General features: G+C 42.2%; 9 protein-coding genes. 3 read left to right on the top strand and 6 right to left on the bottom strand.

What is annotated here, in order from left to right:
- Window positions 1-14: 14 nt before the first annotated feature.
- Genes G9G57_RS02550 through G9G57_RS02540 form a run of 3 tightly spaced genes read left to right on the top strand, consistent with a single transcriptional unit; the run spans window position 15 to window position 5,495 of the window.
- Window positions 15-1,424 carry an efflux RND transporter periplasmic adaptor subunit gene (locus tag G9G57_RS02550; protein WP_164964428.1) on the top strand — a complete coding sequence of 470 codons (1,410 nt, stop codon included), beginning with the start codon at window positions 15-17 and terminating at the stop codon, window positions 1,422-1,424.
- Entirely contained in the window at window positions 1,421-4,537 is a 3,117-nt protein-coding gene (locus G9G57_RS02545) for an efflux RND transporter permease subunit (protein ID WP_164964427.1), read from the top strand. Before G9G57_RS02550 ends, G9G57_RS02545 begins: the two co-directional genes overlap by 4 nt.
- A gap of 55 nt (window positions 4,538-4,592) precedes the next feature.
- Window positions 4,593-5,495, top strand: coding sequence for a TetR/AcrR family transcriptional regulator (locus tag G9G57_RS02540; protein ID WP_016822908.1), 903 nt, complete (start codon window positions 4,593-4,595; stop codon window positions 5,493-5,495).
- A 127-nt stretch (window positions 5,496-5,622) separates the two neighbouring features.
- Here the strand turns inward: G9G57_RS02540 and metK are convergent, their stop codons facing one another.
- The 6 genes from metK to G9G57_RS02510 all read right to left on the bottom strand — a co-directional run bounded on the left by metK (window position 5,623) and on the right by G9G57_RS02510 (window position 14,144).
- On the bottom strand, window positions 5,623-6,825 hold the full coding sequence (metK, locus tag G9G57_RS02535) for a methionine adenosyltransferase (RefSeq protein ID WP_013373407.1): 1,203 nt from the start codon (window positions 6,823-6,825) through the stop codon (window positions 5,623-5,625).
- 329 nt (window positions 6,826-7,154) lie between these two features.
- Window positions 7,155-7,445, bottom strand: a complete 291-nt coding sequence (locus G9G57_RS02530; protein WP_016822907.1) for an alpha/beta-type small acid-soluble spore protein — start codon at window positions 7,443-7,445, stop codon at window positions 7,155-7,157.
- A gap of 136 nt (window positions 7,446-7,581) precedes the next feature.
- Window positions 7,582-8,163 (bottom strand): hypothetical protein, encoded by a 582-nt coding sequence (locus G9G57_RS02525; protein ID WP_016822906.1) that lies wholly within the window; start codon window positions 8,161-8,163, stop codon window positions 7,582-7,584.
- 44 nt (window positions 8,164-8,207) lie between these two features.
- On the bottom strand, window positions 8,208-9,740 hold the full coding sequence (locus G9G57_RS02520) for a stalk domain-containing protein (RefSeq protein WP_164964426.1): 1,533 nt from the start codon (window positions 9,738-9,740) through the stop codon (window positions 8,208-8,210).
- A 99-nt stretch (window positions 9,741-9,839) separates the two neighbouring features.
- A complete protein-coding gene (locus G9G57_RS02515; protein WP_164964425.1) occupies window positions 9,840-12,260 on the bottom strand; it encodes a copper amine oxidase N-terminal domain-containing protein in 2,421 nt (806 codons plus the stop codon).
- Between the two features lie 537 nt (window positions 12,261-12,797).
- Complete coding sequence (locus tag G9G57_RS02510; protein ID WP_164964424.1) at window positions 12,798-14,144, bottom strand: efflux RND transporter periplasmic adaptor subunit; 1,347 nt, start codon at window positions 14,142-14,144, stop codon at window positions 12,798-12,800.
- Window positions 14,145-14,147: the final 3 nt, after the last annotated feature.

The following is a 14,147-nucleotide window of genomic DNA, read 5'->3' as shown; positions in this document are numbered from 1 at the left end:
AAGGATGGATAATCATGAATAAACAACGGGCCATCATCATACTCACCTTATCACTGAGCCTCGCCATCACCGGATGCTCTACCGGAAAAAAAGATGCAGCTTCAGGTTCATCCGCACAGCCGACCGTTGTGCGCCCTACAATCGTCAAAAACACACCACTCCATACCGCCTATGACTTGTCAGGTACCCTTCAGGCCTATGAGGAACGTACACTAGCCTTTCAAAACGGAGGTACCGTCGCTAGCGCAGAAATCACGACTGGAACTCTTGTCCAAAAAGGTACAACCATTGCCCGTCTCGATGACGCCGACTACAGGCTACAGGTTGCACAGGCTACAGCCTCTATCCAAGAAGCTCTAGCCGGTATAGATAACGCACAGGCTAACTTACAGGCAGCTACCTCTGCGATTCAATCTGCCGATGCTGGTATTGCGAATGCTCGTGCAAATGTTAGCAAGGTCAACAAGGGTGCGCGCGCTCAGGAAAAACAGCAAGCTCAAACCACTGTCGATAAGGCACAAAGCGCCTATAACAAGGCCAAGACGGATAGCGAGCGGACACAAAAGCTGTTTGAGGCGGGGGCAGCTACCGCGTCGGATAACGAGAACGCCCGCTTGAATACTACCACTGCTCTCCAAAATCTGGAGCAAGCGAAAGCTTCCTTATCTCTTTTGCTGGAAGGAGCCACAGCCGAAGAGCATCAATCTGTCCAAGCTTCCTTTCAGGATGCGATAGCAGGTAAAACTAAAGCTCTTGCAGCCAGCGAACAGGCTGAGGCTTCCCAAAAACAAGCGCGTGCCAACTACGAAAAAGCACTTGTTGCCAAGGACCAGGCAGAGCTGGCACTGTCACGCACCCGTTTAGCTTCTCCTGTGAACGGCGCAATCCTAGACAAAATCGTGAATACAGGTGATTTGGTCGCGTCGGGCCAAGCCGTCTATCGCATAGGCTCCATCGACCGTCTTAAAGTGCTCCTTCCCGTACCAGACAGTGAAATTAAGGATTGGAAAAAGGGACAACAGGTAAAGGTGGCGCTCTATGAAGAAACTCGTCAGGGTACGGTGTCCAACGTCTATCCTTCAACCAGCACCGATACAGGGAGGGTTAACGTAGAGATTGTCATTGCCAATCCACAGCGAGACTGGTTACCCGGCCAGGTCATCAAAGCTGCGCATCAGGTGACAGACAAGAATGGTATTCTTGTGCCTGCTGAAGCAGTCATCAATACGGGAAGCAAGCCTTTTATTTTCAAAGATGTTCAAGGAAAAGCGGTTAGAACCCCTGTGAAGCTTGGCAATCAGGTTGTAGATAATCAATTGCAAATTGTATCCGGGCTTCGTGAAGGAGAACGTATTGTCATTAAAGGGGCAGAATCCCTATTTGATGGAAATGCGATTCAGTCGGAGGAAGGCGGACGTCCATGATTGAGTACATCGTAAAAAAACGAAAAATAACATTGCTGTTTTTTGTCATGCTGATTGTAGTTGGAACTTTTGGTTTTTTCCAGTTACCACAGCAGGAAATGCCAGACGTGACCATACAGAATGCTATGGTCACAACCGTCTATCCTGGTGCTTCGCCACAAAAAGTAGAACAAACCGTAACTAAAGAGCTGGAGAAACGCATCAAGGAGGTTGAAGGTGTTAAAACGATTAATTCGACTTCTGGCAACGGATTCTCCTCTATTTTAATCGAATCCAAAAATGGAGTAGATCCTCAAATGGTTTGGGATAATATGCGTAAAAAAGTGCAGGATGCACAAGCTGATCTTCCTCAAGGCGCTGAAGTGCCTGTTATAAATGACAAGCTAACCAGCTCGTTTATCGGCTCTTATGCCCTGACCGCCGACTCATCTGCCCCACTGTATAAACTAAATGATTTGACCACCACCTGGAAAGATCAACTTAATACAATTTCCGGCGTATCCAGTGTCAAATTCAATGGTCTTCCCGATCAGGAAGTACGTATCCATATCGACAACCAAAAGCTTCAGCAATATCAATTGTCGTGGGGACAAGTGGCACAAGCGATCCAGTCTCAGATTGATCGGGTTCCTACTGGTAATATTGAATACAACGGACGAACCTATCAACTCGTTGTTCGTGAGACTGAAAAAGCTGACGAATTAAATCAGGTCATTTTGACACGTACAAAAGAAGGTAACCCTGTTTACTTAAGAGATATCGGCACAACTGAGCTGGCACATCCTGAGGCAGAATATTTCGCTTACGTAGAGGGTAAACCGGCCATTACACTAAGTATTGGGGCGGAAACAGGCACAGACATCCCTTCTATGAGCGCAAAGGTCAATAGCAAGCTCAAAGAGCTGGAGAAAACACTCCCTGCGGGTGTTCACTTACAGACTCTCTTTGCACAAAAGGATCAGGTAAGCCATATCTTTGACGACTTAAAGCGTGAAACGATTCTGGCCATTGCAGCGGTTATTCTTGTTTGTATGTTGGGCTTGAATTTACTCACCTCAGCTTTTGTCGCGCTGGCAATCCCTATTTCGGTTTCGATTGCCGTTATCTTTTTACCTATGTTCGGCATTACTCTAAATCAGATTTCCGTTGTCGGTCTGATCATTGTACTCGGCATACTCGTAGATGACGCTGTAGTGGTAAACGATAATATTGAGCGCAGACTTACGGAATTAGGAGAGCCACCCTCCGTTGCAGCTATAAAAGGTACCAAAGAGGTCATGCTATCTATTTTGATTGCAACATTGGCCACGATCTCTGCCTTTGCTCCATTGTTGTTTCTGCCCGGAAATGTAGGTGCCTTTATTAGACCCATTCCCACCATTGTTTCTCTGGCCATGTTAGCTTCTATGATCATGTCTCTCACGATCATCCCTATTTTTCGAGAGTGGTATGAGAAACGCAGACAGACACGTCATCCTCAGAGGAAATCTAAACCAGTAGGCTTGCTCGGTCAGCAGATTCACTCTTTAAACAAGCTTTATTCACAAAAGCTGATGCCTAAAGTCATTCAGCGTCCCTTGCTGACGGCTATGGTTGGACTCATGCTTGGAACAGCCGCTTATGGATTAGTTCCCTTTACATCGGTTGAGCTTTTCCCTGAATCGGAAGATCCTCATGTTGCATTAAATGTAAAAATGCCTGTAGGCACTTCCATTGCGGAAACCGACCAGATCGTTAAAGATCTTGCAGGCTGGATTAAGAAGCAACCCGAAACTTCCAAGGTCGTTTACAGTGCAGGTGGGACTGCCCCCCAACTGTTTAGTGACATTAATAGTGCGGGTGGAACTATCAGTTATAACGAAACCGTAGGTCAGATTGCTGTTGTCGGAAAAGAGAACGTATTCGATCTCAATTCGACAGTTGATGCTTGGGAACAACATGTTAAGAAATCCTACCCTGGCGTTACGGTTACCATGTATGTTCCCCGTCTTGGGATTCCAGTAGGTAAACCCGTTTCTATTCGTATCTCAGGTCAGGATCTGAATGAACTGCAAACCCTTGCCCAAAAAGCAAAGGAGCAGATCGCGACAGTTGAGGGCACAACGGGCATCGTAGATGACATAGGAATTGAACGATATGCCCTCGAGCTTGAGGTTAACAAACAAGCCATGGATCAGTATCTAGTAAGCTATACAGATTTGACTCGTACCCTTCTTCTGTTAAAAGAAGGAGCTCAAGTCAGTCAATTCGATACTGGAAGCAGTCTGGTAGATATCAAAATGTATTTGAATCACAGTAACGAGGAGCCAAGTAAGCTTTTCCAACAATTAAGTGTAGTGAATGCAGCTGGCAAGCAAATTCCATTAAACCAGCTTGTACAGATTAAACCGTCATTTGCTATTCAGCAAATCAAGCATTACAATATGGAGCGGACGATTACGGTCGAAGCTGACTTGAATGGAAGAACTGCAAGTGAAGCCATGGTAGATGTGGAAGGCAAACTGGCACAAATGAAGTTCCCTGAAGGCTATAAATGGGAGGTAGGCGGTGAAACATCCGATCAGTCCACCATATTCGGAGATTTAGGGAAGCTGGCGATTGTTGTAGTCTTACTCATTTTACTCTTGATCACGATGCAGTTTTATTCACTCTCCATTCCTATTATTATTATGACGACCGTGTACCTAGCAGCTGCCGGCGGGATTATTGGTATTTTTCTAACTGGTATGCCCATCGGTTTTATGAGTATCATGGGAATTATCGCACTTGCGGGTATTGTGGTACGGAACGGGATTGTCTTAATTGAATTTATCGAGGATGCAAGACATGAAGGAGTGGAGTTAAGGGAAGCCGTTATACAAGCCGCCGCTGCTCGCTTCAGACCGATTTTGTTGACTTCCCTGGCTGCCATTGTAGGTATGATTCCATTAGCACTATTAGGGAGCCTGCTCTTTAAGCCACTGGCGTTCACCGTCATTTTCGGTTTGTTATTTTCAACCTTGTTAACTTTGTTTGTGGTGCCGTCCTTGTATATGATCATGGCCAAGTACAAGATGCACCGGCAATTCAAAAAACAGCAGCACACAGTTATTACACGTGACCAACCTTTGTAATGTATGAAGTATCGAATTCCGCATGCTGTCGAGTTGGTTCCTGGAGGGAGTATGTATGGAAAGTAAAAAAAATGATATTTTACAGGCGGCCATTCGGCTGTTCTCCAGAAAAGGCTATTATTCAACATCTGTTGAAGAAATCGCCAAAGAAAGTGGGATGGCAAAAGCATCCTTCTATAAATATTTTCAAGGGAAAGAAGAATTGCCTTTGGAAATGTGTATCATTTTGGAAAACAATATTGAACAAGACATCCGAGCTCTCTACAGTAAACCTGACCTATCTAAACACGATAAGCTGCACGGTTTTATTGTACTCTACTTGAAAAATCTTGTTGAAAACAAAGTGTATCTCATGATGGATCTTCCTGAGCCTTCCATGCTTATTTTTCAAAATGAACAACTCAATGGTGCGTTTGAACAGCACGAATACAAATTGTACAAATGGGTTCACGACTGCCTAATTGATATTTTTGGACCAGGCATTGAAGATCATGCATGGGATATAACCTTTGTACTGAAAAGCATTGTGTTCGAATATATTCGCTTCTTTGCCGATCGGATGAATGATGAAACGATTGAGCATCTAACACAGTTTATCATCTTCTTATCCAGTTCCTTGGCAACCAGCCTGAGCAGTGCTGATTCCGCTCCACATTTGTTCTGGAGCAAAAAAGGCTGGTTACCCGAGAGCGCACTAAGTAATCCCTTTGACCAAGGTCGTCAAATTAACGGCCTGCTCCACTCCCTGGAAGACAGTATACTGCTTTCTTCGTGGAGCACAGAGGAGAAACAGGAGTGTCAGCAAATTTACGCTCAATTAAAGGAAGAGGCTCTGAAATCGAACCCTCAAAAAGGTCTCTTAAAAGCTCTTTTTGCGTATTTGGAGCAATATAAGGAAGTACAAAAGGTGTGTCATTTACTCAGAAATTTATTGGGTCTCGCACCGATATCCGAATAGTGGTGTGAAATTAAGTACACTATGGCAAGTTCATAATTAATAGCAGAGCATATCAAAAAAAGACTGTCTCATGCATAGCATGAACAGTCTTTTTAGGTTAATGCGTTATTCTGATAACTTACGAGAATTATAACCCCGCTTGCTCTCTCAGAATTTCCGCTTTATCTACACTCTCCCACGGTACATCCAGATCTGTACGTCCAAAGTGGCCGTAAGCAGCTGTTTGCTTGTAAATTGGACGACGCAGATCCAACATGCGAATGATGCCTGCTGGGCGAAGATCGAAGTTATTTCGGATCAGTTCAACGAGTTTTTCATCACTAACTTTCCCTGTGCCGTATGTATCGACGTTAATCGAAACAGGCGTAGCTACACCGATGGCATAAGCAAGCTGAATTTCCACCTTGTCAGCCAATCCAGCTGCCACGAGGTTTTTCGCTACATAACGAGCAGCATAAGCAGCAGAACGGTCCACTTTGGTTGGATCTTTACCCGAAAATGCTCCCCCGCCATGACGTGCATAACCACCGTACGTATCCACAATAATTTTACGGCCTGTCAGACCTGCATCCCCTTGAGGACCACCGATAACGAAACGCCCTGTTGGATTAATGTAGTACTTGGTTTGCTCATCCAGCAATTCGGCAGGAACAACTGGCAAAATAACCTTTTCCTTGATGTCTGCTTGAATCTGTTCCAAAGTTGTATCTTCTGCATGCTGCGTAGAAACCACAATAGCATCAATACGAACAGGTTTTCCATTTTCATATTCTACCGTTACTTGAGTTTTACCATCTGGACGAAGGTAATTCAGCGTTCCATCCTTACGCACTTCAGACAAGCGTCGTGCAATACGGTGAGACATAGCGATAGGAAGAGGCATTAGCTCAGGTGTTTCGTTCGTAGCAAAACCGAACATTAATCCTTGGTCACCAGCCCCAATGTTTTCTGTTTCCTTATCTACTTCAGCAGGATCACGGCTTTCCAGGGCAGCGTTAACCCCTTGAGCAATGTCTGGCGACTGTTCATTCAAAGAAGTCAATACAGCGCAAGTATTATAGTCAAAACCGTATTTTGCACGTGTATAACCAATTTCCTTAATCGTATTACGAACAATGGATGGAATATCCACGTATTCCGATTTGGAGCTGATTTCACCAATGACGAGAACGAGACCGGTAGCTACCGATACTTCACATGCTACCCGTGCATTAGGGTCATTAGCCAAAAAGGCGTCCAATACAGCATCGGATATCTGATCACAAATTTTATCCGGATGGCCTTCTGTTACAGACTCGGACGTGAACAAATGACGACCTTTTACAGACATGAATTTCAACCTCCCACAATTAAAATACATGAGGATTTTTAATAAATCCTAACATGGCATGGCATTATTCAGTTACCTTCAACTCAACAAATGACGGAAGATATCTTTTACACCTGATTAACAAAAAATGAACCTTTTCCGGTAGGAAAAGGTTGCGTACAAGCCTCAAATGCCATGATATCCTATTTAAAACAAGGTGTCAATTCATGTCATCCAAATAACAAAATTCGAAAATGAAGTGAGTTTACATGCGAACCATTATGATCCACATGTAAATAGCTCCAGTTTATACCTACTATTTGTTTAAAATCTATATCAATAATTACAATTTATAATGTACCAAATTCAGACAGGCTACGTTCAGCGGATTGTATCAATCGTTTAGTAATTTCTCCACCAACGGAACCATTTTGTCTTGAAGTTAAATCGCGCCACTCTACATTTTGATTCCTTGTAAAATCCCCTAATTCTGCAGCAAATTCACTGTCAGCATTCGGATGTATATGTGCATATTGAGGATTATAAACAGGTAACCCAAACTCGGCAGCAATTTCATACTTCAAATCATCTAACCTCGCACGGCTTTCGGGAATTAATCGTCTTTGACTTCTTGACGCCATCGTATGCACCCTCCACTCAATGAATTATTTTTCATGAAGTTAGTGTGCAGTGTTTAAAGTCAACTTAGCCAAGAACAATTTGCTATCCCAAGCAGTATTTAAGAAAAAGAGTACCTTAAACAGAGATAGACACCAGTTATTGAACAGTATAACCGCCTCGTACCATAACGACTAGGCCAAACTTCTGCCCTTCTTTTACTTGAATACCTCTTCCTTCTCTAGGAAACGATAATAAATGATTTTTTTCGACAGCCTGGTTATGAACAATTTCAGTTCCAGAAGTAATATCAATAGCACCACTGGCATCCATGCTGTACACAACAGCATTTCCATTACGTAAAATAAATTCTGCCCCAGCTTTGGCAATCAGTTTCTGACCAGGCTTTACATCAACAACCTTCAAAGCCTCTGTCTGCTCCACCGTTGAACTTTTAGCAGCATTAGAGGTTCCTGAAGACGTTGTATTAGAAGCAGTGGTGTTTGTTGCTGGAGCAGTCGAGTTAGTTGTTTTACTACTAGTGCTGCTTGCAGTTCCCCCACCTTTGATGGCCTGAGCAATTTTTTGGTCAACATAGCTTTTGGTTACGACTGGATCATCAGCTGTTCCAGGTTGTCCAGAACTGGAGGCTCCATTAACTGAACTGTTCATCAAAGAGCCAGCCACAATTCCTCCTCCAAGTAAAACAGCAGCCAACGATACTTTATAGCGTGATTTCATGAAAACCTCCTACTGCAGTTATAACAAGTATAGGTAAGCTTAAATTATTGCGCACTTGCTCCAGCGGAACCTTGCATAGCCCATGGCTTATTGAAAGCCAGCTTCAAAGTATCAATACTTGACACAATATCTTCCGCTTGTTGTTCAGCAGTAGTCACTTTCAAATTAGCCTCGTAAACCTGAAGCTCAGTAGCCAGTCCAACATCAAATTGCTTTTTAGCCATATCAGCCGCACTTCTTGCACTCACCAAACCAGCTTGGATCTGTGAGTATTGGCTTTCCAATGCCTTGATATTGTTATAAATTGTTCTCACAGCTTCTTCCAACTGTCTCTTTGTACCTTCTGTAGCATACTGAGCTTTTTCAACATTAAGTTGTTCAGCTTCATATGGGGTATTTCCAGGAGTACTAAAGTTATAAAGCTTCAAGCTCAATTCAGCCAAATCAACTTTTTGCTCACTCAACCAAATGGCAGTACTGCTAGTGAGTACTTGGCTTACTTTTGTCTCTACATTATCTTTAAATTCAGAATAGACAGGCTTATCCTTCAATTCATAACGTTGCTCTGGTTTGTAGCCAATCAATTGATTCAAAGATACATATGCACTATCCAAATCTTTTTTAGCTTTATCCAAAGCTGCTTGATTTTGAGTCAACTGATTAGTCGCTTGGGTAACCTCATAATCACTCGACATTTGATTATCTCTCTTGATTTGTGCAACTTTAAGCTTGCGCTCAGCATCTTCAATATTTAATGCTGCCAGTTTGACGGCATTTTGCTTTTGAAGGAGCTTGTTATAAAGATCCTTCACATTATATTCAATACTTTCTTTGGTCATTTCCAGATTCTTTTTGGCAGCCTCATAATTAAGGTTCGTTTGGGCATAGCCTTTAAAAGCTTTATCTTGAGCCTCATCTCCCGCTTCAGCAGGAACAAAATCAATATTTTTGCCAGTTTCTTTCATGATTTTCCCTGCTTGATCGATACTCACTTCTCCTGTTTTAACTGAAGTACTATCAGCTATAGCCAGTTTTACTGCATCATCATAGGCTAAGGAGTCATTATAGTAAGTATCATAAGTAACTTTGGTCACAGGAGCTGTAAGTGGCTTACTGGACAAGCTATTAGTGTCAGTGGCGCTACCATTAGCTTGATTCGAAATGGTCACTGTTCGTGTAGCTTGATCCCAATTTACTTTGGCGCCTAATGATTGGCTCACAAAACGTAAAGGAACGAGCACCTGACCCTTTTGAATTTGAGTTGCTGCATCGAGCTGTACAGGATTACTGTTTTTATAAGCAAGTTTAGAACCAATATTCAAAGTTAATGTATCATCATTTTTAGATGCTATTACTTTTTTGGCTTTGCTGTCCCACTCTACTTGCGCTCCCAAGCTTTCAAAAACGCCACGAAGAGGCACCAAGGTTGTATTTTGACTGACTATCGGAGACTGTGTATATTGCTGAGTTACACCGTTAATAATAACCTTTATATCACCTGACTGAGCTCCTGCAAGATTAGCAAACGCAGAAGTAAGAACCAATGTGGATAGTAATGCCACTCCAAAACGTTTCATAATTTCTCTCCTTTGTCAATAAGACTAATAAAAGAAAAGGGCTCCAAAAGGAACCCTCTTCTCATCTAATTCAGTTAACTCAAAAGAGTTGCTCTTAAATTAGTTGTTGTTTTCAACAGTTACTGTTTTAGCAGTTGCATCATAGTTGATGGATGCATCCAAAGCTCTGCTCACCCAGAAGATAGGCAGTACAGTACGGTTTTTGTTAGTTACAGCTTTAACGTCCATACGGATCACAGAACCGTTAACAGTCAACAGGTTAGTGTTCAGTTTGATTTGAGCAACGCGGTCACCTTTAATCAGGGTAACTGTGGAAGTTGCTTTGTCAAACAGGATGTTTTGTGGGGATACACCCAAAGCTTCAGCTGCATAACGTACTGGCAAGTAAGTGCGTCCGTTTTCAGCATAAGCAGCTACATCAGCTGTTTTAGATTCGCCGTTCACAGTGTAGGAAGTGCTTCCCAGTGTGAAGACAGCTTTAGTTTTAGTAGCACCTGGAGCTGGAGTTCCAACAGTTGCGATTGCAACGGAAGCTGCTACAGTGTTGCTATCCTTCCAAGTTTGTGTAGTAGCAGCAACACCATGATATGCTGTGTATGCAGCTGCATCACCTTTCAACTTAGCTACAATATCACCTTGAGGGACTGTACGGTCAACAATCAGTTTAGGTGAAGAAATAGTGATCGTACTAGGAGCAGTACTTTCGCTATCAATGTAGAATCTCAAAGTACCACGGTTTTTGTATCCACTACCGAAGTCGTAAGTGTCAGTCGTAACACTCTTAATCTTCAAATCACCAGCCGTAACTTTTACTTCTGGAGTTTCTGCAAAGTATACCCCTTCTGGCAATTCCAAAGTTGCATACGTACTATTGCCATCCTTTTTCACCAAAGCTTCTTTTGCAGCTTCAGTAATAGTAATGTCACCAACTTGTTGTTGACCCAAACCGATAGTCAGGTTAGGTTTGCTAGCAGCAGTCAAAGTTACGTTTTGTTTTACAGTAGCAACTTTAACAGAACCGGAAAGACCTTGACTACCAGCAACTTCAACATTTAGATCACCAGAGAAACCTGGTTGAACAGCAACCTCAACATTTTTCAATGTTACTGTACCTGGATCAGAGGAATTTTTGCTCAAGTTATTATCTTTAGGGAAGATCAATTTCAAAGTGCGATTATCAGAATCAGTGTACGCATAAGTCACACCAGTCAAGCCATTAGTGTATTCAATAGATCCATTAAGATCAGTTTGACCTTTTCCTTTTTCGTAAGGAGACTGCCAACGAGCACCCTCAGGCAATCGCAGAGTTACAGTACGCTCACCCACAAAAGAACCTGCTACAGTTTCTTTAATAGAAATGTCACCAATTTTTTGTTCATCTTTACCTGCAAGGATATTTGTTGGGTTAGCTACCGTTACTCCCCCACCAATTTCACCATAAGTACCTACAACCAGAGAAGATACATCAGTAGTTGTATTGCCGCTGACATTAACTGTTACATCGCCAGTTTTAGCTACGGATTCATCGTTAACCTCAAAACTAAGAGGCAATCTGAATTGACTTTCCTTAACATCTGCACGATTTTTGACACGAATTTCAGCAGTATCATCACTCGTGAATTTAACTTCAACATTATCTTTTGAGTCAGAACTATTAATATCACCATAAACATTGATTGCCTTCTGGTACGAAGTCCATTTGAAACCACTTGGCAGTTTCAATTTAATGTTGCTGTTTGTATCCAAAGAACCTGAAGATTGTTCTTTAACTTTTAAAGTAAAGTCAAATTTGTCAGAATTGGACTCAGTATCAGCAGCAGCCAAGGATACTTGACCAGAAGATACTACGTTAGCTACAGTTACTTCACCGCTAGTCAAACCACTACCAGATTGAGCATCGAATGCCACTTTAACTGGACCATTGCTAGGTCCTGTTGCATTTACACTCAAGAAATTAACATAAATATCAATATCATCAGCAACATTATTACCGGAGATATTAACTTGAGCTGAGTTGTCAGACAAAGCCTTAACTTCAGTCTTAGTAATTGTAGATGTCTTGTCTTTGCCTGCAGTTGCGTTGTCAGCCAAATCAAAATTAACAGCAACCCCATAGTCAGCGTCACCTAAATAAGTTACTTTACCTACACTAGCATTTTCTTTAGTTACTGTCTTACCATCAGTAGAGTTGAATTTAAAACCTTTAGGAAGCGTAAAAGTAAAAGAACCATTATCAGTCAGAGAAGCCTTGCTAATGGTGATTTTAGCCAAACCCAATTTAGTATTAGCATTAGCGTTTGTCCCAATCGTTGGATTTTTCAGTGATTGGTAGCTAGAAGATGCATGGATTGCAGTTGGTGCAGTCAATGCTGCGATTGGAGCTGCAACACCAGCAACCAATGTTGCTGTTGCCAGCACGTTGATCATTTTTTTGTTAAACTTTGTCATAACCTTTTTTTCTCCTCCTTGAATATAAACAGAAATATTATTTTTGTCTTTTTGTCGGATCTTGTCACTCATCAGTCGTTACACCTCCTTTCCGAGCTTTATGAGAACCCTTATAAAATGATATCTGTGACAATATCACAGAAGCTTGGAATCTAGTTGAAAGAAAGCGTCCATTTATGACGTACTCCAGTATTATACAATGTGATAACAATGCAGTAAAGATTTTTTTTAGCGAATTTTGTCTTTACGCTTTTGTACCCCTTTGTTTCATACTCACCCAATTAGACGTAGCATGGGTCTAAAAAGTTGCGTCTGTTTCAAAAAAAATTTTTTTTTTTTTGATTATGTATTCCGCTTTCCACAGTCATAATTATACTATTGAACCTGTTCCTCCGTCATCCTACAACTTTTACCTTCTCAACCTTAAATGTACAAGGGTAATTCCTGCACATTAATCAGGTCTCTAAAGAAGTATATTCGTTGCGAATTATCCATAGAATACATAAAGTACATAAAGAATATGATTCCTTAGAAATCTAATACTCTCATACACTTTAAATAGTAGAAATGACGGGGAACAGTAATATAATGTAAATATAACAAAACAAATCATTTTACTACATTAATCTTCGCGCCATCTGAAAGCAAACTTACGCCCTTAACGACGACATTTTGTCCCTCAGTAAGCCCCTTGGTTATCTCAACCTGTTTGGCACTTTCTTGGCCTGTTTGCACTTCAACCCGCTTTGCAGCAGTTCCTTCCACTACAAATGCATACTTCTTCCCTGCCTGTTCTGTAATGGCGTCCTGCGCTACTAAGATATTTTTAGGAGCTTCTGACTTCATATATACAGTTACAACCATCCCTGATTTTAATTCACCAGAACCATTTGGAACCGAAATCTCGACGGGATATGCCTTGAGATCATTATCCATTACCGGATTGACAGCCGATACTCTGGCTTCAATGCGCTTACCCAACGAGTCCACACCTACAGTTACAGATGAACCCACCTGCATCTTCAGAAGCTCCGATTCAGAAACGTTGACCTTAGCAATGATAGGATTGGTATTCGCAATTGTAACAACTGCAGATTGCGCACTAACCATTTGCCCTTGGACTCCTGTTACTACCGATATCGTGCCGGAAATCGGAGCTTTGACTACAGCATCCACCAGCTGACTACGCGCTGTATCTAAACTTGCTTTGGCTTGATTTACAGAAGCGCGGGCTACGTCTATGCCTGTTTTCTGTTGTGCAAGACGTAATGATTTCAGAGCATTATTATATGTTGTTTGTGCACTTTCCTTGGATGTTTGTGCATTGTGAAGTGCAATCTGTGCATTTTCCACCGCAGTTTGAGCCTTTCGGTACGCTATTTGGGACTGCTCTAACTCGGCTTGAGATAGAGCGCCCGCACTAAACAACTGCTGGTTGCGATTAAGCGTATTTTGTGCATCACGTACGGAATTCTGAGCATCAATTAGACTGGTCTGAGCTTGAGTAATGGAATTGTCTTGCTGTACAAGCGCACTTTTGGCTTGATCCACACTGGACTCTGACTGTTGCACAGATTGCTCTGCGCCTGACTCAGCCTGTTTTAAATTGGCTAAGGCAACCTGATATGATTCCTGGGATTGCTTAATCGAGTCCTGTATATCCTTTTGATCTATAGTAAACAATGTGTCGCCTTTGCTTACCTTTTGCCCTACTGTAAGGTTAATACTTTGAATCTTACCACTAATTTTTGGAGATACTTGAGCCGTCTCTTTGGGAGCAAAGCTTCCAATAATACCTGTTGAATCCTTAATACTACCTTTCGTCACTTTTGCCACTTGGACTGGGATTGCCTTCTGCACTGAAGCTGGCGCAGCAGGGGCCTCCCCCCCACCGCAGCCTGCTAATGCAACTGATAAAAGCAAAGTTGTGACAACCAGAGCACTTTTTTTATTCATTAT

Origin of the sequence: Paenibacillus sp. EKM211P (assembly GCF_011066175.1) — a bacterium.
In the GTDB taxonomy this organism is placed as follows: domain Bacteria; phylum Bacillota; class Bacilli; order Paenibacillales; family Paenibacillaceae; genus Paenibacillus; species Paenibacillus polymyxa.
The sequence above is the reverse complement of the archived record's forward strand: the minus strand, read 5'-3'. Positions and strand labels throughout refer to the sequence as shown.